The organism is Levilactobacillus lanxiensis, from assembly GCF_016861655.1.
Taxonomy (GTDB): domain Bacteria; phylum Bacillota; class Bacilli; order Lactobacillales; family Lactobacillaceae; genus Levilactobacillus; species Levilactobacillus lanxiensis.
The window spans coordinates 197,756-219,942 of record NZ_BOLN01000003.1 but is presented as its reverse complement, the minus strand read 5'-3'; the positions used below and the strand labels follow the sequence as shown (position 1 = coordinate 219,942).

The window sequence follows — 22,187 nt, the reverse complement described above, 5'->3', positions numbered from 1 at the left end:
TGGAGGCATCACCATGAATAAATTACTTAAAGTTTCCGCAATCACCGCTCTGACATTTAGCCTGGGCGCTGTGATCGTACCTAGCACTACTTTATCAGCCAGCGCTAAGACCAAGGCAGCTAAGGTTCTCAAATCTAAGAAAATGAAGAAGACCGCTTACCACGCAAAAGGCGGCTACATCTACTCCAGCACAAAACTGACCAAGAAGTCCTTCAAGGCTTTCAAGCACTTGAAGACGACCTTCTACGCTACCAAGTCAGTCACGGTCAAGAAGTCTAACGGCAAGACTGCAACTTACTATTACATCAAGAACAGTAAGGGTAGCATCAAGGGATACATCTGGAAAGGTAACCTGAAGAAAATCAACACCAAAAATTTGGCACAACGGAAGGCTGACATCAAGCATGTGTTGGCAGCTATTCGCACCATGAAGTCTAGCGGTCCAAAGGGTATTGCCCTCAGCGCAATGGGCACTGTAACCACCAGCAATACCTACGATATTAATGATGGTTTATCAGGTGCTCTTCATTTTATGCATGGTGATTACATTGAAGATGGCCAAGCAGCTATGCAAGTTTACGAAAGTTTCAAAGGCCGGTTTGATTCCGTGACAAATGCTAAATTAGCCGCTTTCAATGACGCAGTAGCCGACGTTGTTGCTGATACTAACGAAGGCGAAGACAATTTTAGTCTCTACCTTGCCACTGAGGATCTCACCGACAACTTGGCAAATGCGGTTGCAGATCTCCACTAATCACGTTTTTCACTAAAGTAAGTAACTAAAACGTCGAGGAAACCAGCATGCCAGATTGCGCTGCTCCTTCGACGTTTTTATATTGGGTCACCCATTCTTACATTTTTACTTAAAGCAATACACTATTCAGTGCGAAACGAATTGTTGAACACAACTAGTATCAACCATGATTATAATGCTATAATGACAAGGTAATTTTGAAGCTACATAAATTGGAGGAGTAACTATGAATAAACTACTTAAAGTTTCCGCAATCACTGCCCTGACATTTAGCCTGGGCGCTGTGATCGTCCCTAGCACTACTTTATCAGCCAGCGCCAAGAGCAAATCTGCTAAGGTTCTCCGCTCCAAGAAGATGAAGAAGACCGCTTATCACGCTAACGGCGGCTACATCTACTCCAGCGCTAAGCTGACCAAGAAATCTCACAAGGCTTTCAACTACCTGAAGACGACTTTCTACGCTACCAAGTCAGTTACGGTCAAGAAGACTAACGGCAAGACCGCCACTTACTACTACATCAAGAACAGTAAGGGCAACGTCAAGGGGTACATCTGGAAGGGGAACCTGAAGAAGATTAATACCAAGGCTTTAGCTCAACGGAAAGCTGACATTAAGCACGTGTTGTCTGCTATTCGTTCGATGAGTACTGAAGACCAAGGCGACGCACTGGACGCTATGAAGGATGTTACTACTAGCAACGCTTATGACACTGGCTATGGCAGCTTAAGTTTTGCCATCGACCTAATCCATGGTGATACGGTCAAAGATGGTAAAGCTGCACTCCAAGTAAACGCCAGTTTCAAAGGACGTTTCAGCTCTACTACCAATGCTAAATTAGCTGCCTTCAGTGATCAATTAGCTGATACGATGGCTGACAGTTCAAGCGAAGATTATCAAATTAATGATTCTGCTGAAACTCTCGTTGATGCTTTGAGTGATGCTGTTACAAATCTCCGTTAACACCCATTTCCACTAAATAACCAAATAAAACACCTGAGAAGAACGCGCATGGGTTGCGCTGCCTTCTCAGGTGTTTTTAGTCAGTTTGGTCTTATTTGGTCTTCCGTTTGAAACTGCATAAACTCAGTAAACTCACCAGCAACGCCACGCCCCACGCGATGGAACCGCGACTATCATTGGTCTGCGGCAACGCCATACTGCCGACGCTGGTCGAGAGGACTTGGTCGCCCGTCTCTTCGCTTTCGGTCAGATTGGCTGTCGTGGCACTCACCGGCTGGCTTTGGTGCTGGTGGCCGTAACTGCCGGTGCTCAGCTGACTGGCTTGGCCACCCATACTAACGCCCGCACCAGTGCCGTTGCCATTAGCACCACCAGTTGGGAGTCCCCCGGGCATTCCCGGCACCACGACATCCCCGTCGCCAGCCGGATCACCCGTGACTGTTATGCCGCCTGGATGGTGGCCATTACCGATCTCGTTGCCTGGTGTGCCGGCATCCCCGCCTTGACCGCTATCTGGCGTTTCCGCCCCAGCCCCGGGGCCATCAGGTGTGGTGGTCGTGCCGCCACCGTTCGTGTTGCCACTCCCCTGGTTGCCGTTGCCGCCCGGCTTGTTTCCTTCAGCGTCTGCCTCCTCTTCCGCATAAACGTAGGTCACGTCAATAGCGGTTTCACCATAAGTCCCGGTCGCATTTTCCGGTGTCTCTTGGAGCACGTACCCCGAAACTTCCGCTGGGGTCGTCGTGTAGGCTTCCCCGACCAGACCCGGTTTCAACGTTTGAGCTGGCGCGATGTCCTTACCCGTCTCATCGACGTAGTGGACCGTCACGTCGGCTGCGGATTGCGCGATGGTGTAGGGCTGGACGACTATGAATGTGGCAGCGCCCGTGTTAACATCGGATACCCCAATCATGTAATGGTAGTAGGGCTGGACGTCCACATTCACGTCCTTATGGCCTGGAATGGCGGTAGCTCCGGGCTTTTGGTCTTGCAACCCACTGTAGTACAAGCCGCCTTGGCCATCTGAAGCCGCGGTTCCGCCAGCAAAATAGGCCTGATACGTGAAACCATCGTCATTGTTATAAAAGGCTAGTGGCGTCAACACTTCCTTGCCTACCAGCTGCACAACCTCACCATCAATTGTCGTGCAGGCAATTTGCAAGTGTCCTTCACGATCTTTATCACTGATGACAACCGGATTCAACGTAATCAGCTGGCCGATGCAATTAAATTTAGAAGGCTTAACCTTTCCTTTTAGTGGTGAAAAATCTTGAATATTATTGTGAAATAACCACATCTCTTCAATATTTTGTAAAGTCGCCAGCGGCGTGATGTCTTTAATCCGGTTGTACTGGAGGTCAAGCGCCGTCAAGTGCTGCAGATTGGCCAGTGGCGTGACATCTACAATGTCCCCATAGGCCGCGCCGGGATGCTCTTGAAAGGAGCCGCCAAAGTTTGCGCTTTCCAGGTTCACCGCGTACTGCAAGCCTTCCAGCGAGTACGCGGTCTTGCCATCGATGTAGGTGCTGTGACTGTGTTTGCTCAAATTTTTGATTAACGCCATGTCTTCCTGAGTAATGTCAGCCACACTATCCCAGGTCTTGTCGGTATCGGTCAACTCTTGTAGTGCCTGAAGAATCACTTGTTGCAGCTTTTTATTCGGCATCCACAAATCAATCGTTGCCGTCTCCCTGGTGTGCGTCAATTTCATCGTCGTGGTCTTGCCCAACTCGTCCTGAACCAACGGCACGGCCGCGGTGGCTAAATCAGCCCCCAGCGTGTCGACCATCGCAGCCGCCGGCACAGGCGTCACCTCAGCCGGCGGAGTCTCGGGTACGGTCACGCTCACTGGCGTCACGGAAGTAGCTGGTGTGACCGCGATTGCTGGTTGCGTGACCACTGGTTCGGTTGCGACTGGCGTCGTGGTCGTAACCGGTTCACTCTCAGTCGCCGGGACCACACTCTCAGCTAAATCGGTGACTGGGCGCGTGCTACCAACTGGCGTTTGCGCTGGTGTTTCAGTCTCAGCTGATTCCGCACCAACTACTGGCTGCTCATTCGTGGTAGCGTTCTCATTTACATAGTTATCACTGACTGTCTGCTCAGTCTCGTTGGCATCTGTCGCAGGTGTTTCAGTAGTGGTTTCCTCACTAACAGATTCGTTGGCGGCCGTCTCCGTCACAACAGATTCTGTATCCGTCGCCGCCGAATCAGCCGCTTCCACCTCATCCCCAACGGGCTTTTCCGTAGAAACCGTCACGGTCGACGTACTCTCTGTCACACCCGGTTCCACATTAGCTTGAGCGGTCGTCCCCGCTCCTAACAAAACGGCTCCACTAATAATGCCGGCCGTTACCCATAGTTTACCCTTTTTATACATCTTGTAATGTCGCTTCTCAGTCTGTTCAATACTCATCCGTTTTCTCCCCCGAAATATTGGTCTAGTTTGCTAATACTGATTTATTTTGAGGCCACCGGTCTTTCTAAGTGCCTCGAACAAAAATCAGTATAGCTGGTATTTTAAAACTCGTGGTGGATTATTAATAAATTGAACCGATTTCTTTGTCTGCTGACCTTTCAACGTCTTTTCACTGATGGCAGGATAAGCCTTTCAATCTTGCATAACCAAGCTAGGCATCAAAAGAGCGGCTAGACGTGGTGTCCTAGCCGCTACTAGCGCTATTTAATTTCGCCAAGTCCTAAAACTTACAACATTATCGATACACACCAGTCTGTTTGGTCTGAGCTGGCTGGAGCCGGAGCCAGTTCAGGTTGGCCACCTGTGACAGTGGTGTTAGCCGATACCCTTCCGGCTTACAGCACGGGCCACGTTAGAACCTCGAAGACCGCCCTTTGGCTTCGAGTGGGCCCCATAGGTGGTCAACCTGAAACTGGCGGAGGCGGAAGCCAGCTCAGACCAAACCAAGCCAAAAACGGCCGGACTCCGTTGGGAGGCCGGCCGTTCTCAGGTTGTGTGACGTTTTATTCGGTTACGTGGTTACGCAGCGGGCGTTGGTTCCACCGCGGTGCCGCCCATCAAGGCCGTCTTCGTCGTTTCCACGATGTCGGCGCGCACTGGGGTGGCGTAGAGGGGCATGTCATCCTTGACAAACAGCTTAGCGTCGGCGATTTGTTTCATAAGGCTCGCCACTTCTTCGCCGGTCAGGTTGGTGTTGACGTACTTCAACCGTAAATGCTTGATCCGCAGGTCGGTCCCTTTAAAGCTCAATTCTAATGACTTCATTTAATAACTCCCTTTCAATGACTGAGTGACGGACGTTAGGCGACGATGTCTTGCTTGGCAACGGTAGCGGATTGGAAAGGTAACCCGGTCAATTGTGCCAGAATGCCGCCAAAGTTTTCAATTTGCTTAGTATCCGGTGCTGGCACCGCGTTTTGAAAGGTGACTTTCACGGGGTGGGCCGAGTCGGCGCCTAAGCTAAAGATGATGGTGGTCTTATTCCAGTTGTTATGCATGGTGGTACTCCCTTCGTGACGCTGATTTTGGTAAGTGATTGGCCAACCCTTACACTCCTACTAACGAAATCCGGCGGTGATTTGTAACCCCCTAATTCGAAAAGTTTTCCGGTGGCGTCAAATTGCGGACCAATCGGCGAATCAGCGAGCGCCGCCATTTATAAACGGTATTGCGACTGACGCCGTGGCGGGTCGCAATCTCCTCGGCCGTCAGCTGGTCCAGCAGCGTGCCCACCAAGTAGCGCCACTCCCCGGTCGTGCCGGCACCGCCAATCACCTTCAAGAGATACTGGCGAAAGTCGGCCTGGCCGATGGCATCTAAAATGTCGTCGTCACTGGCGACCGCCGTGATCAACTCGTCCTGATTACCAGGTTCTTGGCGTTCCAGCTGTTTGCGGTCGCGGCGGAGCTTATCCAGCAGCGTCCAATAAATTTTCTGCTGGGCGTACGCCAAGAATTGGTGCGGCTTGGTCTCGGGATTCTCGGGAAAGGCGGCGTAAATTTCTGGAAATAACAGCCGGGCCTCCTGCAGGTAATCCTCGTAATCGGCGTGGCTACGGTTCATGTGCAGCCGTTTCAGCGCGGCAAATAAAATAATCTCGTGGTCCCCGTCGTACAGAAACCGGTAAGCAGCAGCGTGTGGTGACTCCTTCATTTGAATCATCCTCTCAAACATGATGATCCATGGCCATGGATGAGTCCCACTTTACCCGAGCGCCATTTTTTTGACGAACAGCGAATATTTGCCACAATGACCCTAATATTTATCAAATATCCAACTGGTTTACCCCACAAATAGCCACCGTGGGCAGGCTGACGGGATTCTTTAAAATAGTGAAATTGCCGAAAAATTCAGTTATTTGTCGATTTAAGCCTTAAAATTTTTAATTTTTTGTCCACATCACCCCAATTAGTGGTATAAATAGTTATGTAATCGGTTTACCTACATATATCCAGAGGAGATTTTTTGTTATGAAAAAAGCAGCATTGTTAACGGCTATGGCCGCTGCCGCCCTGTTATTTGGCGGTACCACGACCTTAGCGCACGCAAAGACGTATACCCAACACGGTAATGCGTTGGCCAACTACAACGTCAACAAGTACAAGACGGTTAAGAACAAGAACATGTTCGTTAAGCGTTACACGTTCAAGCAAAGTTACTCGAACATTTTCCAAACGACGCCAACCAGCATTTCCAGCATCAAGGGTAAGAAGGTTTCATTCAAGTCTAACGTCTTCCTGCCCGTCACCTACAACAAGTCCGCTGACTGGGGCAACCCTCAAAGTGAAGTGCTGTCTAAGGATGGCAACACGATGTACGAACTGATCACCACGACCTCACAGAGTACACGTGGCTGGATCGTTCGTTACAACCTGGGTGCTCTGCGGAGTAAATTTGGTATCAGCACCAACCACATGGACGCCCTGCGTCGCGCCACTTACGACCACTCCGTCAAGCAAATGACCAGCACCGACAAGGCCATCATGAGCTACATCAAGATTGGGCCTAAGTTTAACACCGGCCATGGTCAATCACTGGCTATGAACCCTAAGAACGGCCAACTCTGGTTCATCGGGGCCCCCGTCAAGGTTCACTCCAACGTGCAACAAGTTTCTACTAGCACGCTGAAGCCAACTAAGAAGATCAACTTCATGTTGAAGAGTACCGTCACCATGGGCTCTAACCTGACGTTTGATAAGAAGGGCAATGCTTACTTCTTCACTTACTCTAATGGTGGCTGGGCTCCTAAGGGCGCCGTCAAGATCTACAAGGGTAAGATCAACAAGAAGTCCGTTAAGTTCCACTTAGTCATGCAGGGTCTGCGTTACCGTCCAGGTACCAAGCCACAATCCATGGACTACAATGTTAAGCGCAACCGCCTGTACTTCCTCTCTGACGGCAGTATTTCATCCGTGCCCGTTTCCAAGTTGGGCCATTTGAAGGCTAACCAGGTCGAAGCCACAAACCTCAACGGTAAGCGTGAATTCGAAAGTCTCCAATTCACCAAGAACGGTGCCGGTTACCTGATGACCAACAAGGCCGCCGAGTTGATGAAGACGACTAGTAACAACTTTTAGCTTATAATTGAAATGGAGCAGTAACTGCGAGTGGTCCGCAACTACTGCTCTTTTTGGTTTTCTTCTTTTGGTTTTGTTGTTTGGTTGTTTGATTATGTATTTGTTTGGGGATACTTCCGTTTGGAGATTAAGGGATTAGGGTCAAGAGCGTGTAGAGATAGTGTGGTGGCTGACTTGCCGCCTGCGGCCGCTTTAGGTTGACTTCGCTCCTGTGGGGACCGGTGCCAGCCTGAGGAGCGGTCTGGCACCTCGCCTTGAAACCTCGCCAAGACCGCGAGTTTCCAAGGACGTCCCGTGCTGTAAGGCTGGGAAAAATCGCCCAGTCTAACACCACCGACACAGGACTCGCAACCTAGCGTCCTCCGGCTCCACAGCCACCACCCTGCTCATACTGGGTCGAAGATAACCAATGGTTTGGGTGGGGGTGGTGCTTTCTGGCGGCCATGGTGCGGATCTGGGGATGTTGTTACATTGGATTGAGCTGGTGCTCTGGGATTCTTGTGCTCGAACTGTGTTGGACCATCACTCAGCTTCTATGTATGTGCCTAACGAAACGTTGTGCCGGGAGAACCTCCACTGGCTCACTAAATTTAATCCACCATATTGTGGCCAACCATCCTCCCTCTTTCGTACTGGTCACATCTGTGTTAGCCGTGAGGGCGGTCGAAATAGGGTCAGCCGTGGGATTTACGGAGCGGAGCGCAGTAAATGGTGACTTTGAGACGTGGGCTTCGGCTCAAAGCAAGTCTAGAGACCGCCCTTTGGCTCTAGGCGTCCTCCCCACCGCGTTCCGCCCTATTTCGACCGCCCGGTAAGGCGCTTGGTCACACAGAACGTGACCAAGGACTGAACAAATGGTGGGGACAATGTTATACTGGCCCCGAGGTGGGCTTGACCCATCTGTGAAACACACCATAACTCAATCTCCAACAAAGGGAACACTAACGTCGCGGTCGGCATTAATGGTCCCTTTGCTAACTCTCTAAGTCATTTTTGATACCCAACTAGTACTGACACAGATTAGGAGACCTGCAAAATGGCTATAACTACGATTACTATCACTGACGCACGTAAAAACTTAGAATCTTTAACTGACGATGTTGTGGATTACCAGGACCGCGTCATTGTTACCAAGCCCCACAACCGTAATGTCGTTATTATGTCTGAAGACGAATTCAATTCCTGGCAAGAAACTTTGTATCTGTTAGAATCCGCCGCTAATCATCACGCTTTAGATACGTCAATCGATCAAATGCTAGTAGGAAACACCAAGACACTCTCCAAATCCGAATGGCAAAAAATTCAAAACTAGGTTACTACGACCAAACAGACCAGAGCCAAACAATGGCAAAGACAATGATCAAGGCAAAAATTTCCTCCCGCATTTCTTGGTGGGTCGTGCGCCGTAGACTAACCTTAACGTGACGCGTTTCCAGTAATTTCAATTGCTAGACACCTCCCTTAGATTCATCCCTAACATTACTTGTTTACCAGGTAAATAGCCACAGTAATCGTACCCATGGGATTATCCAGTCAACTGGTTGTTAGTCGCCAGGCCCAAGAACTTTCTACATAACGTTAACTAAAAGAAGCACCCTGACCAAATCAACTTGGTCAGGGTGCTTCTTTGGTTGGCGCCACGCACCGAATCGCTGCCAGCTGTAGCCGCCGGAATTCACCGGAAGCCAGTTGAATCACGATTTGGTCGTCAAATTCGCCCACGACCACCCCGTCAATGACAGTGATGGTCTGGTTATCATCGAACACGTTAAGCTGGAGATGGACTGGACGATGGCTTTGCCAGGCTGCGACGAGACGCTCACTGACGTCCGCCGCAGTTTGCTCTGGCAATGGCTGTTCCACCTGTTCCGACGCGTGCATTTTAGCCAAAGCACTGGTGTGGTCGGATAGGTAGAACCCGCCCCACTTCAGCATGCCCCGGTCCTGATAATCGCGCTGAAAAAAGTCTTGCGCGAGCTGATCATCTGACGATTTTTTCAGGTACATGGCGTTCACTTCCTAGCGAATCCAGCATTGACTCAACGGCCAGCGCACGTGACCGAAGTCAACAAAATTTAGTGTCAGCGCGGTTCCATGCCGCACCTGACTGATGACGCGTTCCAAGACTTCCAAGTCGGTCGTCCGCAGCGAGTGCAAGGGAATCGACCGTTCCCGGTGTTTCGGCCGGCGAATGTCCAAGAAAAAATTGAACACGTGACTGTACTGATTATTGACCACGTCGATGCGATACTGGTAATGCCACTGCGCAGTAAAGAGAGGCTTTAGCCGCTCTAGAATCAACGTCGCTTCCTTAGTTTCATCAATCAAAACTATTCCCCCCATTGTGCCCACCGACCAGTGAAGCCCGACTTAACATGGTCCCGCCATGCATCAAACTGCTGGCGGGAATCACAGCCGTCTTACCAAATTTATCCCGGAGCTCATCGAGAATCCGGTCGAACCGGTCATCCTTAATTTGTCGGTCAGGGTCTTGGAACAGGTCCAGCTGTAACTTACCGCTGTGACTTAGCCGTGAGAGGCCCACGCCCAGGTTCCGGACGGGTTGCCCCTCCCAATTTTCCCGAAACAACGTCATGAATTCCCGGATAATCGTCTGGGCGTTGTCGGTCGGGTCAATGCAGCGGCTATGACTCATGCCACTGCGGCCGTCGCTGGCTTTGCCATCCCAAGCAAAGCCCACGAAGAGACTGATACAGCCAGCCTGCTGGTGGTGATGCCGCATGCGTGAGGTCGTCTGCTGGACGATTTCGCGCAGGACCAATTCAATTTCGCGTTGGACGCGGTAGTCGCGGGGCAAGACCTGCGAGTTGCTCCAGCTCTTCTCCTTAGGCGGACGGACCTGTTGGAAATGACTGCGGTCGATGCCCCAGGCCAGCGCGAAGAGTTGCGCGCCAATCATCCCCATCTCATGGCGGAGTTCGTACGGATTGACGTGGGCCAAGTCGCCCATGCTGTGAATGCCCAATCGTTGAAGGTGCGCGGCCGTCCGGTGCCCGATGCTCCAGACCTTTTCTAAATTGGTGATCGGCCAAATGTGCTCGGGAAAGGTCTCATAGGTCAGGCGACCGATCAGTTCGTGGTCGTGTTTAGCTTGCAGGTCGAGGGCCAGCTTGGCCTGCACGGGGTTTTCACCAATGCCCACGGTGGTGTACAACCCCAGCTCGTTGCGGATGCGCAACTGAATCTTGCGCGCCACCTCTTCTGGCGTGCGGCCAAATAACCGCCACGACTTGGTCATATCCAGAATGGATTCGTCGATTGAATAGGGAAAGAGATCGGTATCCGCCACGTACTCACGGAAAATTTTGTTGATAGCCAGATTCTTTTGAATGTACAGATTCATGCGCGGCGGCACCACCAGAATCCGTTCATCGTGCGGGACCTCGTATTGCCGCGACACGTTACTAATGCCAAACAATTTCTTCGCCATGGGTGAGGCCGCCAGCACCAGACCACTCCCCGTGTTGTCCGCTTCCGACATCACAATGATGACCGATTTCAGCGGATTCAGTCCCCGCTCAACGCTCTCGACGCTGGCGTAAAAGGACTTATTATCAATCATGAAAAATAATCCGTGTGGTTCCTGCGAGTAATCCATGGCGTTTGCCTCCCTTAGTTTAGGCTCTTGCGTTACCCAGTCTCCGGAGGCGTGAAACACTAGCCTAAACCATCATCTATCCCTACCAAGTCCATCCTATCCAGTCAACGTAAACAAGTGCTTAACAACTTGCTGTTCTCATTATACGAACACTTGTTCTGATTTGCAAGGGAAAATTGTCGAATCCTGGCCAATTTTTTTGCGATTAGTCGACTGGAAGCCTGCTCAGTCGTCAGCTCATTTCACTTATCCCGTGATTAGCGGTTATGAGTAGTTACCAATTTTTTAATAATATGTGGCACTCCGTAAACTACGCAAGCGGCTCATCATCTTACGACCATCATTCGTTTACTTAACCAATATTCGGTTATTTCATTCATTTTTGATAGCTTTTATTTGCAAGTCGTGTTAGAATGTACTTGTGAAGTTAGCCCTAGTCAACTAGCTTCCTCAACTTTTAGAACAGGATTGGTTTGCCGCACTTAAACACGGTGAAATTGATCCTGTTTTTTCGTGATTCTAACGATTAATTTGTCTGTTACAACTAGTCGGTTCTGGCTAACTGTATGCGCTTACCAATTTGAACCTTTTCACCCACAATCGATTAGTTGCGTGAAAAAGCACCACGGCGGTCCTTTAGGACTCGTTCCGTGGTGCTTCGTTTATTTCTATCTAAAAGGCTTGGCGCATGGCTTGGACGTCCGCCACCGGGTCGGCACTCCGCGTCAGCAGGGTGATGACCGCCACGCCGGCAGCCCCGCTCTTGGCGATAGCTGACAATGAGGCAACCGTCACGCCGCCAATGGCCACGATGGGTACGTTAGCCTGCTCAACCAATTTTTGCAACCCATCGACGCCCATGGCTGGGTCGGCGTCATCCTTTGACACCGTTGGGTAGATGGGGCCGCTGCCGATGTAGTCGATGCCGCGCAATTTATTCGCCGCTGCGACCTGCTTGGCCGTGTTGCAGGACAGGCCGATAAACATATCCCGGTCGGCCACTTCCTTGATCACACTCTGAATCTTCTGGTCGCTTTGCCCCACGTGGATACCGTCCGCGTTTAGCAGCAGCGCCAGTTCCACGTCATCATCCACGATAAAGGGAATGTTGGCGTCGTGACACTGGACCCGCAAGTCGCTGCCCAGCGCCAACCGTTGTTCATCGGTCAGCTGGCTGTTGCCCTTGTCCCGAAACTGAAAGGCCGTGATGCCGGCCTTTAACATGGTCGCCAACACCTGACGTAAACCTTGACCGGGAACGTCCTGGCTCCCCGCCACAAAGTAGGCCCGCAATAGGCCTGGTTCAAACGTTACTGACATTACTCAGCGCCTCCTTGATTGTATGCCCAATGATTCAATGGGCCGTGACCGTTGCCGACCGCAATGGGATTTGCGATAGCCGCCGTCACGTAATCTTTACCGATTCGAATAGCCGATTCAAAATCCTTGCCCTTGGCGAGTTCGGCGGTGATGCACGACGACAGCGTATCGCCCGTCCCGTGCGTCCGGACCGTATCCACCCGCGGCGCCGTCAGCCAAAATGACCGACCGTCTGCCAACAAAACGAAGTCGCTCGCCTGTTCCGGCGTGGCCTCGTGACCCCCTTTGATAATGACGTTCTTGGCACCGAGGTCCTGTAAGGCCACCGCCGCGCGCTCCATCCCCCGGCTATCGGTGATGGTCGTACCAGTCAAGCGTTCAGCCTCTGGTAAGTTGGGCGTCAACACGTCTGCCAATGGCACGAGTTCATCGCGCACCGTGACCACCGCGTCGTCCGCCAACAGGGCCGCGCCGCCCTTGGCAATCATCACGGGATCAACCGTTAAGGGGCCAAAATTGTATTTTTTTAAATTTTCAACGACGCCGTGCACGTGCTCGGCATCCGCTAACATCCCCGTCTTGCAGGCCCGAATCTTCAAGTCCGCCGCCAGGGACGCAAATTGTTCATCAATTAATTTCTGCGGCAGCGCCATAAAGTCCTGCACACCCAACGTGTTTTGCGCGGTCACCGCCACAATCACGGCCGTTGCGAAAACGTTCCGTTCCTGCATCGTTTTTAAATCCGCCATGACGCCGGCACCGCCGCCGCTGTCGGTCCCCGCAATCGTCAAGGTTTGTGGAAATTCATTTGCCATACTACCTTCATCCCTTCATCTGTTCGGGTTCCCGCCGTTAACAGCGCCTTGCCGGCCGGCGAAAATAGGCCGGAACGCGGTGGGGAGGACGCCAGAAGCCTGTGAAGCGGTCTTCTGACTCGCTTTGAACCGCCAAACCCGCGTTTCCAAGTCGCCATTTCCTGATTTCATCAGGAAATCCCACGGCTGAGCCTATTTTCATTATCCCTCCGGCTGACACAAGCTGAGCCCGAACAACCAGTCTTTGCTTAGTTTTGCTTTTTGGTCTTTGCCACCCTCATGGCTTTAGCCACTCAATGCTTTTTCTGTGGTACTTGTGAATCCCTGGCTCTTTTACTCAAAGTCAGCGATGCCCTCAATGTCCGCAACCGTAGTCGTTTGCAGAGCGTCTAGGAGTTTCATGATGAACGTGCCCGCACCCAGGTTTGGCGTGGCGTCGTGGACCAGTTGGCCCGTGGCCGCGAAGACCAGGCAGGCCGTTTGGGCAGCTTCATAGTAATCGTCCGTGACCGCACAGAAGGCCGCCACGATGCTCGACAACATGTCGCCGGACCCCACGTGGACCTGGAACAAAGACGTGCCGTTCTTGACCTTGACCGCCTGGGTGCCGTCGGTGATGACGTCGGTTGGGCCGGACAGGATGACCACGCAGGCTAATTTCTGCGCGCAGGCCTTGGCGATGGCTTCAATGTCACCAGCGCCCTCACCCGCGTCGATACCCTTGGCCTGCCAGTCGACACCGGCCAGCGCCGCAATTTCACCGGCATTACCGCGAATCACGTCCGGGTGGAAATCATTCAGGAGGCCGGTCGCCATCTGCATCCGGTATTTCACGGCGCCAACCGCCACCGGATCGATGACCAGCGGCCGGTGTTGCCGGTTAGCTGACTGCCCGACCGCCCGAATCTGCGTGATCTGGGTAGAGGTAACCGCTCCCAAATTCAGGCAAACGGCCCCAGCGAGCCCGACCATTTCGTCGGCCTCCGCCACTTCCTCAGACATGATGGGTGACGCGCCAATCGCGTTGATACCGTTGGCCACGTCCTGAACGGTGACGAAGTTGGAAACGTTGAAAACAATGGGGTTCTTGGCTCGCAATTCATCTAACAATGCAACTTTCATGATTGTCCTCCCTTGATTAACGCCGCTGACTTTACCTGTGATCGGTTGATGCTCCGGGCTGATATTTCAGCCACTACTTAGGTCTAGAATACCAGGTAGTCAAGTTACTTGATGACTTCTCGACCCGCATCGGTCAGGTGGTTAACTAACCGTTTAGATAAATAAAAAGGGTCACCGGCTCACATCGAGGTGAACTGGTGGCCCGTCTGGGTGCCACGACACATTCCCTCCGCAAGTCTGAACTTGACAGGTTCCAAGGGATCGCGGTCACCCGCATCTCAGCCCAGTCGTGGACACCCCTAGTGTTCTAGTTAAGTTAAGTATAACAGGTTTCCGCAACAGGACAACGTCACTCGTATTAGTGGGTAATCCGTTGTGCCGCTTCACCAATGACCCGCCACAACCGGTCAATGGTCTTGTCCGACAAGAACCGCCGTACTACCAAAATTTCACTGCCGGAGCCCGCATGATACCGGGTCTTTGGCCGCCGGGATAACGCCGCCCGGTCGACTAGTCTGGCAATCACCTGTGGCTTGCTGGAGAAGCGTTTGACCGCGGTTAAAATAGCCGCCGCCCGGTCCGCCGTTTCCTGGTATGGCCCCTGCGCCGAGGTCTCCCGGAGATGGTTAGCCGCAATGTCGGCCCACTCGGATTGGATGGCCCCGGGTTCGATGACCACCGTATCAATGCCCAGTGGCTTCAATTCCAGCCGCAGCGCATCGGAAAGGCCTTCGAGCGCAAACTTGGACGCCACGTACCAACTGGCCAGGGGTTGTGCCACCTTGCCGTCCACCGAGGTGATGTTAATGATCCGACCACTGTGTTGTTGGCGCATCATGGGCAGGACGGACTGAATCAACCGCGCCGCCCCAAACAAGTTCACGTCAAATTGGTCACGAGCTTGGTCCATGGGAACGTCTTCGAGCGCCCCCATCAGGCCATAACCAGCGTTGTTCACTAAAATATCGACCCGCCCGGTTTCGCTCACGATGCGGTCGACTACGTTTTCCACGCTAATCGGATCCGTCACGTCTAACGCTAACGTGGTGATGCCCAAATCATCTAAATCATTCATCCGGTTGACCCGCCGCGCACCCGCGTAAACAATCACGCCGTTACGGTGCAGGCTACGGGCAATCGCATTGCCGATGCCGGATGAGGCACCAGTCACTAAAGCCACTTTTCTCATAAAATAACCCTCCTCTGGGTTTGGTTCTGGGGTTGGGCTTCTCCACCTGCGGCTGAATTAGGTTCTCCCGCCTGTGGGGCAACCCACTGAAGCCAAAAGGCGGTCTTCAGTGGCGCCTTGAAACCTCGCTATGGTTCGCGAGTTTCCAAGGTCGGCCCGTGGTGTAAGCCGGCTAAAAAACGCCGACTAACACCACTGTCACAGGTCTCTAAACCTATTCAGCCTCCGGTTCCGAAGCCCAACCCCAGAACCACGCCTCGTTTGTCTTTTTTCTTCGTTCTTCTATTGTGTGTCAATCTCATTTGAACTGGCTCGAACGACCATCGTTATTAGATGGTGGTCCATTACTTTAGTTACTTATCTTTAGAATAGCCAGTATAAGTAAGCGATTGCAATTAATCTGACATGTTTTCTTGGATTATTGGGAAAATAGATTGGGGCAAACAAAACGGTTACCCGTTACTTAGGAAGTATCGTCCGAAACACTAGGTGAATTGTTCTGAATCTCGGACCGATTTTTCCAATAGTTAAGACAAAACAGCCGGTTTCACAGAGAAAAGCCTTCTAGTCCCAAATTCACTCTCGTTTCAGCAACGACTAGTTTATCCTCGTTTAGGTAAAACCAACTACTATCACGAAATCCACCACACACCAGCCAATGAACCAATAACCGCAAGCAGTTAACGACACTCACCATGTAAGCCTGCAGGGTGCTGAAAAATAGGCTCAGCCGTGGGATTTTCTGAGTGTTCTCCTCAGAAAATGGCGACTTTGAGACGCGGTTTTCGGCTCAAAGCGAGCCTGAAGACCGCCCCTCAGGCTTCGGGCGTCCTGCCCACAGCGTTCCGGCCTATTTTTCAGCACCCGGAAGGCACCACCAACGACCAACTTAAACCGTTAACTGCTTACGATCATTGTAGAAGCCGCGGTAGGCCAAGTAGCACGCCAGCACCGACCCAATACTAGTCGCCGACATCAGCATGAACGTCACCATAATCTGATATTTAATCGCCCGGACCGGGTCGACGCCCGCGAAGATCAGACCGGACATCATCCCCGGCAAACTCACGATACCCACGGTCTTGGCGGAATCAATCGTCGGCTGCATGCCGGTCTTGATGCTGTCACGGAGAATTTCCTTAGAAGCATCCTTCAGGTCCGCACCCAACGCTAATTTTTCCAGCACGGCCTGCCGCTCCTGTCTGAACTGGGCGTTGAGGTTGCGGTAGCACAGGCCAATCGCGACCATCGAGTTGGACGCAATCATCCCCGAGATGGGAATCATCTGGCTCGGGATGAACTTGATGGCACCGGCCAGCATCAATACGCCCAACGTCACGCTGGTACTGATGAGAATGGCACCAATTGAAATCGGTAAGGCGTTGGGGATCCCATTGCTCCGCTGTTTCGCGTTGTAGCCCGCGTTGAAAATAATAATTAAAATCAAAATTGCTGTTAGCCAAATATTATTCAGGCGAAAGACGTATTTTAATAAATAGCCGACCACAAACAGTTGGATCACGGCGCGCACGACCCCGATGATCATGTCACGGTCGATGCCGAGTTTTTCCTTCCAGCTGATTGCCAGGGCAATCACGACCAGTCCCAACGCCAACATCAAGGATTGATTATTCACTGCTAAATTCATTTAGGCACCTCCCACGATGCGGCCGTTCTCAATCGTCACCAGCCGTTTGGCCGCATCGATCTCCGCTTGGTCATGCGTGATGGCGATGATGGTCAGGTTGTCATCTTGGTTAAAATGCTCGACCAGAGACCAGACAAACGCCTTGTTCTCGGCGTCCAGCCCGGCCGTCACCTCATCTAAGATCAGGACTTCCGGGTAGATCATCACGTTGCGCAACAGGGCGACCCGCTGTCGTTGCCCACCGGACAGGTCGTTGACGCCCTTGTCCAGGTCACTGGCGCGCAACCCCACGTATTCCAGCCCGCTAACGGCCCGTTCCTCGTCGAATGGCAACTGGCGAATTTGATACGGAAAACTCAGGTTATCGCGCACCGTTTGGCCAAACAAGGTCGGCTGTTGGAAGCTATACGAGACCCGCCGCCGGTACGCGATGGGGTCGTAGTCGTCAACCGATTGGCCATCAAATAGCAGCGTCCCACTGGTCGGACTCAACAACGACGCGATGAGCCGCACCAACGTGGACTTGCCCCCACCGGACGGTCCCGACAGCGTCACCCACTCCTGGGCATCGATGGACAGGTTAATATCTTGTAGGATGGGCGTATCGTCTACCTGGTAGCCCACATTTTTCAACTCAATCAAACTCACGAGCCATCCCTCCTCATTTTTCAGGTTCTCACCAATTGTACCCAAACGCCGGCCCTTTCACTATGGAAACGACTCCACAATTTTTCAAATCGTCACCAGGGACTTAGTGGGTTCCCACCACCACTAATTTCCGAACCGGCCACGGCCCGGCGACTGCTAAAGTTTGGTATAATGTTTAGGACCGTGTTAATCGGTAAGTGTCTGACACTTTATGACTGAAGTTTTATATAGGAGAAAATATGCCAAACTTTGAATCCAATAATCACCGTGGCAATCACTATGACCGCCACGACCATAACGACCGGCAAGACCGGCGCGGCAACGACCGTAACCGCAATGACCGGCACAGTTACCGCGACCAACGCGGGGACAACCGCCACGACCGCGGCTACAACGACCGCCGGCGCCAGGAGCGGGAAGCCCCCAGCGTCGAGGTCGAAGTTGGCCAACGTTTCCCATTGACCATCAAGCGCATGGGCATCAACGGCGAGGGAATCGGCTACTACAAGCGGATGACCGTCTTCGTGCCCGGCGCCCTAACCGGTGAAGAGGCCGTCGTCGAGGTCACCAACGTGGCAACCCGCTACTTACGCGGCAAGGTCCACCGGATTCGCCGCGCCAGTCCACACCGGGTCGAACCCCGCGACAGCTACGCCGATGAGGTCGGTGGCTTCGAACTGGAACATTTAGCTTATTCCGAACAATTAGCCTTCAAACGCGACATCGTGGCCCAATCCCTGGAACGCTACCAACCCCAAGGCTTCCACAGCTATGATCTCCGGCCAACGCTTGGCATGACCGACCCTTACGGCTACCGCAACAAGGCCCAATTCCAGGTTCGGCGCAACGCCGACGGCAAAATTGAAGCCGGACTGTATGCCGAACGCAGCCATGATTTGGTCGACCTTGAGACCTGCTCCGTGCAAATGCCTGCGACCATGACCGTCATGCGCGCCGTCGTGGCCATGCTCCAAGACCTGGACATGCCCATCTACGACGAAGAAGCCGGCTCCGGTATCGTGAAAACGCTGGTCGTTCGGGCCGCCGCACACACCGACGATGTCCAACTGACCATCATCACCAACTCGCAGAAGCTGCCCCGCAAACACGAATTGCTGGACCGCATCGCTGCGGAACTGCCCCAAGTGACCTCCGTCATGCAAAACGTCAACCCCGGTAAGACCTCACTGGTCTGGGGCGACGAGACCAAGCATTTGGCCGGCAGCGACGCCATTACTGAAAAATTAGACGGCTTATCTTTCAAACTGTCCGCTCGTGCCTTTCTACAACTGAACCCAAGCCAGATGGAAGTTCTCTACGGTGAGGCCAAGAAGGCCTTGGACCTCCAACCGGGCGAAACCGTGGTCGACGCCTACTCCGGTATCGGAACGATTGGCCTGTCCTTAGCCGACGTGGCCGAAGAGGTTCGCGGGATGGATGTCATCCCCGAAGCCGTCGACGATGCCAACGCCAACGCGGCCGCTAACGGCATTACCAACGCCCATTACGAAGTCGGGACCGCCGAAGAGCTGTTGCCAAAATGGCTAATGGCTGGCTTCCGGCCGGATGCAATCGTGGTCGATCCACCCCGTACCGGTCTGGACGACACGCTGATCGACACCATCCTCGGCGTGCGTCCCGAGAAGTTCGTCTACATTTCCTGCAACCCCTCGACCCTGGCCAAGGACCTGGTCAAATTAACCAGCGATTACCAGGTTGATTACATCCAGTCCGTGGACATGATGCCCCAAACGGCCCGGTGCGAAGCGGTCGTTAAACTTAGTCGCCGTCAATAGATTAATAGGCAGCATGCACTTTTCGTGTTAGACTTTTAGTTAAACATCGGTTGGGGGTCCTGAACCGTTCCGTTCCCGGCGGCGGGTTCAACCAGCCCTGCTGTGGGGACCGGCTCCAGCCTGTGGAGCGGTCTGGGGCCTCGACTTGAAACCTCGCTAAGAATCGCGAGTTTCCAAGGTCGTCCCGTGCTCTAGGCTGAGTAAATGCCTCAGCCAAGACCACCGACACAGCTGGTCAGGTTGACCCGCCTCTGGTCACTCACATGGGTCGTGACATCTTCACTACCCGTGCATGACGACCTTATGGTTTGCGTTAACTAGCAATCTATTAGTCGCTTAACGGATTAATTGGATTACTAGTACCATCCGATGTTTGGACAAACACCCAATCAATGATACCTATCGAATTTTTAGAAAGTTGGCAAATGACATGCAAGATCCTTTCAAGGGCTTTAACGACGATGACGATGATCAAAACAATCAAAATGGTGACGGCCCTCAAGGACTGCCGTTACCCCCAAACTATGCGACCGTCGTTAACCCTGAGACGGGGAATATGCGGATCGCCAAGGTTGGTTTCTCGTGGACGATGTTCTTCTTCAGTCCCCTCCCCAGCATTTTCCGGGCGGACTGGTATAACTTCCTCTGTATTGTCGGAGTTGAGTTTGGCTCGTTCATGCTCCTATCGATGACCACGAGTGCCAGCCAGTTTGTCGCGATTATCAACTACGCCTTCACCCTGTTCTTCGGACTAGTGTGGGGGTCGCTTTACAACTTGATGTACTTCAAGCACCTATTCAACCGCGGTTTCCGCCCAGCAGATGAGCGGTCACGCGACCTCTTAACCCGGACCCATTACTGGTCCCAACCCAAAGAGTAAGTGGCTTAGGGATTCGGTTGCTAAATTTTACGTAAATGAAAAGGATTGACTCAGCTTTGATGGCTGGATCAATCCTTTTTGGGTGCAGATGATTGTTGTTTTATACATTATGTGTGGAAATACAAAATCCGTTATAACAAACCATTTAAATACTGATATGGAGGGCTTTCAGGCGGTTATTCGTCCCAACTCTGGTACACTGAATTTCGTAGAGAAGTTAATGACGACCGGCAAATCTAATTGTAAGGGACTGGGGCTTATGACGTGAGTTGTAAGAACGTTTCACCATACCAAGCGAAAGGAGGTTGCCTTGTCTTGGATAGCTGTCACGTTACTTGACCTAGTCGCTTTTGGCGTTGTTTTGATATCGCTCTGTACTTTGTTGGTACATCGATTGACGAGCCTCGTTAAGGCTATCGTTAAGTTACAAAAGACGTGGCGCCGATTTAAACACCCGGACAAATAAAAATCGCCCTCTGAACTTCCACAGTCTAGGACGATTTTTGTTCGGTTTATAACTGTTGGTCGTGAATAACGACTCTGCCATTGGCGGGGGTGCTCGAACACCTTCGCCTTTGTTGCGTTCAGTATACCATGAGATTTAACTGATTCCTACCATTTAAATCTATCACTAAGTTACAAAAGACGTGGTACCAATTTAAACATCCAGATATCTAAGAAATTATCCTCTAAACTTTCGACCGTTTCACTATATCATGCTACAGGTGAAACCCACAAAGTTTTTAACCCGTGAATGCCATCCAATCATTAAGCCTGCTTGGTTGGGTAGATTGTAAACTCATTAACATTGACCTCGGCCGGTTGGTCGATAGCGAAGTTGACCACGCGCGCGATGGCATCTGGGGTGATTCCAACAGCGTCGTACAATTGGTCCATGCCCTGTTTAGCCGTGGCGTCCGTAATCGTGTGCAATAATTCCGTATTGATGGCGGCTGGGTAAAGCGTGGCCGTCCGGATGTTGGTCCCTTCTTGAGCACTTTCAGTTCGGATAACTTCCATTAAATTCCGCACTGCAAACTTCGTGGCACCGTAAACCCCAGCACCAGGAAAACTCTTGATGCCGGCAACTGAGGAGGTCGTCACGATTTGGCCATGCTTTTGCGCGGTGAAGTCAGGCATCACAGCGGCGACCCCATTGAGCACCCCTTTCAAATTAATGTCGATCATGTCATTCCATTCCTGCGTCTTCAGCGCACTGATGGGTGAGGTTGGCATAATGCCGGCATTGTTGAAGATGACGTCAATCCCGCCAAATTGGGATTTGGCCAAGTCAACCAAGCCCTGAACTTCAGCGGCATCCCGCACATCGGTCACCTGGTAAGCAGCCTGCCCACCAGCAGCGGTAATCTCTTGGACCAGACTCTGTAGCCGGTCTTCACGCCGCGCCCCCAGAACCACTTTGGCGCCATTACTAGCCAACAACTTCGCGGTCGCAGCCCCAATCCCTGAGGATGCCCCGGTAATCACAACAACTTTATTTGCAACTGTCATAAATAAATCGCTCCTATCTCATAATTGATGCACTCAGTATATGAGGTTCGAGCGACTCGAAGTCAAGCGTCAGGTTGAAATTATTTTTTGACTGGCTACAGGGATATGGACAACCCCTTACCGTGCAGTACCAATCGGCTAGAACGGCAACGGTTAACACCCGCCAACGGCTAGAACACAACAACCGTCATTACGACAACTCAAACACCTTGCCAAACAATCGGGACCACTTAACTGCGAGTTGGGCCAGTCTCAGCCGCAGGGATGGCGAAAATGAGCCAGTCGTGGGAGCGACCAGAGGCGAGCCAAGGTGCCCGGCTGTGTCGGTGGTCTTGGTTGGGGTATTTTCCCAACCTAGCCCACGGGACAA

The 22,187-nt window shown here is 52.2% G+C and carries 21 protein-coding genes and 1 riboswitch; of the genes, 6 read left to right on the top strand and 15 right to left on the bottom strand.

Going from position 1 to position 22,187, the window contains the following annotated elements; all coding sequences use genetic code 11:
• Window positions 1-13: 13 nt before the first annotated feature.
• Window positions 14-754 (top strand): hypothetical protein, encoded by a 741-nt coding sequence (locus tag JUF22_RS05065; protein ID WP_203644127.1) that lies wholly within the window; start codon window positions 14-16, stop codon window positions 752-754.
• 226 nt (window positions 755-980) lie between these two features.
• A complete protein-coding gene (locus JUF22_RS05060; protein ID WP_203644122.1) occupies window positions 981-1,715 on the top strand; it encodes a hypothetical protein in 735 nt (244 codons plus the stop codon).
• 91 nt (window positions 1,716-1,806) lie between these two features.
• Here the strand turns inward: JUF22_RS05060 and JUF22_RS13865 are convergent, their stop codons facing one another.
• From JUF22_RS13865 to JUF22_RS05040, 4 genes are all read right to left on the bottom strand, one after another.
• Entirely contained in the window at window positions 1,807-4,128 is a 2,322-nt protein-coding gene (locus tag JUF22_RS13865; protein WP_203644121.1) for a MucBP domain-containing protein, read from the bottom strand.
• A gap of 582 nt (window positions 4,129-4,710) precedes the next feature.
• On the bottom strand, window positions 4,711-4,956 hold the full coding sequence (locus tag JUF22_RS05050) for a DUF2922 domain-containing protein (RefSeq protein WP_203644120.1): 246 nt from the start codon (window positions 4,954-4,956) through the stop codon (window positions 4,711-4,713).
• Window positions 4,957-4,991: 35 nt separating this feature from the next.
• Window positions 4,992-5,189, bottom strand: coding sequence for a hypothetical protein (locus JUF22_RS05045; RefSeq protein WP_203644119.1), 198 nt, complete (start codon window positions 5,187-5,189; stop codon window positions 4,992-4,994).
• 91 nt (window positions 5,190-5,280) lie between these two features.
• Window positions 5,281-5,844 carry a sigma-70 family RNA polymerase sigma factor gene (locus JUF22_RS05040; RefSeq protein WP_203644117.1) on the bottom strand — a complete coding sequence of 188 codons (564 nt, stop codon included), beginning with the start codon at window positions 5,842-5,844 and terminating at the stop codon, window positions 5,281-5,283.
• A 317-nt stretch (window positions 5,845-6,161) separates the two neighbouring features.
• Here JUF22_RS05040 and JUF22_RS05035 point away from each other — a divergent pair, with 317 nt between their 5' ends.
• Both JUF22_RS05035 and JUF22_RS05030 read left to right on the top strand, forming a co-directional pair.
• Window positions 6,162-7,268 (top strand): hypothetical protein, encoded by a 1,107-nt coding sequence (locus JUF22_RS05035; RefSeq protein ID WP_203644115.1) that lies wholly within the window; start codon window positions 6,162-6,164, stop codon window positions 7,266-7,268.
• Window positions 7,269-8,304: 1,036 nt separating this feature from the next.
• Window positions 8,305-8,580 carry a type II toxin-antitoxin system Phd/YefM family antitoxin gene (locus JUF22_RS05030; protein ID WP_203644113.1) on the top strand — a complete coding sequence of 92 codons (276 nt, stop codon included), beginning with the start codon at window positions 8,305-8,307 and terminating at the stop codon, window positions 8,578-8,580.
• 4 nt (window positions 8,581-8,584) lie between these two features.
• Here the strand turns inward: JUF22_RS05030 and JUF22_RS13820 are convergent, their stop codons facing one another.
• The 10 genes from JUF22_RS13820 to JUF22_RS04985 all read right to left on the bottom strand — a co-directional run bounded on the left by JUF22_RS13820 (window position 8,585) and on the right by JUF22_RS04985 (window position 17,629).
• Entirely contained in the window at window positions 8,585-8,713 is a 129-nt protein-coding gene (locus JUF22_RS13820; protein WP_268890133.1) for a hypothetical protein, read from the bottom strand.
• A 169-nt stretch (window positions 8,714-8,882) separates the two neighbouring features.
• Window positions 8,883-9,275, bottom strand: a complete 393-nt coding sequence (locus tag JUF22_RS05025; protein WP_203644111.1) for a hypothetical protein — start codon at window positions 9,273-9,275, stop codon at window positions 8,883-8,885.
• 12 nt (window positions 9,276-9,287) lie between these two features.
• Complete coding sequence (locus JUF22_RS05020; protein WP_203644109.1) at window positions 9,288-9,596, bottom strand: hypothetical protein; 309 nt, start codon at window positions 9,594-9,596, stop codon at window positions 9,288-9,290.
• Window positions 9,589-10,887, bottom strand: coding sequence for a Y-family DNA polymerase (locus tag JUF22_RS05015; RefSeq protein ID WP_203644107.1), 1,299 nt, complete (start codon window positions 10,885-10,887; stop codon window positions 9,589-9,591). The genes JUF22_RS05020 and JUF22_RS05015 overlap by 8 nt, the downstream gene beginning before the upstream one ends.
• Window positions 10,888-11,559: 672 nt before the next feature.
• A complete protein-coding gene (gene thiE, locus JUF22_RS05010; RefSeq protein WP_203644105.1) occupies window positions 11,560-12,207 on the bottom strand; it encodes a thiamine phosphate synthase in 648 nt (215 codons plus the stop codon).
• Window positions 12,207-13,022 carry a bifunctional hydroxymethylpyrimidine kinase/phosphomethylpyrimidine kinase gene (gene thiD, locus JUF22_RS05005; protein ID WP_203644098.1) on the bottom strand — a complete coding sequence of 272 codons (816 nt, stop codon included), beginning with the start codon at window positions 13,020-13,022 and terminating at the stop codon, window positions 12,207-12,209. The genes thiE and thiD overlap by 1 nt, the downstream gene beginning before the upstream one ends.
• A 333-nt stretch (window positions 13,023-13,355) precedes the next feature.
• Complete coding sequence (gene thiM / locus JUF22_RS05000; protein ID WP_203644096.1) at window positions 13,356-14,144, bottom strand: hydroxyethylthiazole kinase; 789 nt, start codon at window positions 14,142-14,144, stop codon at window positions 13,356-13,358.
• Window positions 14,145-14,350: 206 nt separating this feature from the next.
• Window positions 14,351-14,455, bottom strand: a riboswitch (TPP riboswitch).
• 47 nt (window positions 14,456-14,502) lie between these two features.
• Window positions 14,503-15,333 carry an oxidoreductase gene (locus JUF22_RS04995; RefSeq protein ID WP_203644094.1) on the bottom strand — a complete coding sequence of 277 codons (831 nt, stop codon included), beginning with the start codon at window positions 15,331-15,333 and terminating at the stop codon, window positions 14,503-14,505.
• Window positions 15,334-16,222: 889 nt separating this feature from the next.
• Window positions 16,223-16,981 carry an ABC transporter permease gene (locus JUF22_RS04990; RefSeq protein WP_203644091.1) on the bottom strand — a complete coding sequence of 253 codons (759 nt, stop codon included), beginning with the start codon at window positions 16,979-16,981 and terminating at the stop codon, window positions 16,223-16,225.
• Window positions 16,982-17,629, bottom strand: a complete 648-nt coding sequence (locus JUF22_RS04985) for an ABC transporter ATP-binding protein (protein ID WP_203644081.1) — start codon at window positions 17,627-17,629, stop codon at window positions 16,982-16,984.
• Window positions 17,630-17,868: 239 nt separating this feature from the next.
• On the opposite strand from JUF22_RS04985, the gene rlmD reads away from it, so the two are divergent.
• Window positions 17,869-19,425, top strand: a complete 1,557-nt coding sequence (gene rlmD, locus JUF22_RS04980; RefSeq protein WP_203644073.1) for a 23S rRNA (uracil(1939)-C(5))-methyltransferase RlmD — start codon at window positions 17,869-17,871, stop codon at window positions 19,423-19,425.
• Between the two features lie 430 nt (window positions 19,426-19,855).
• A complete protein-coding gene (locus tag JUF22_RS04975; protein ID WP_203644064.1) occupies window positions 19,856-20,305 on the top strand; it encodes a hypothetical protein in 450 nt (149 codons plus the stop codon).
• A 768-nt stretch (window positions 20,306-21,073) separates the two neighbouring features.
• Here JUF22_RS04975 and JUF22_RS04970 read toward each other — a convergent pair.
• Window positions 21,074-21,817 (bottom strand): SDR family oxidoreductase, encoded by a 744-nt coding sequence (locus JUF22_RS04970; protein ID WP_203644057.1) that lies wholly within the window; start codon window positions 21,815-21,817, stop codon window positions 21,074-21,076.
• Window positions 21,818-22,187 lie beyond the last annotated feature (370 nt).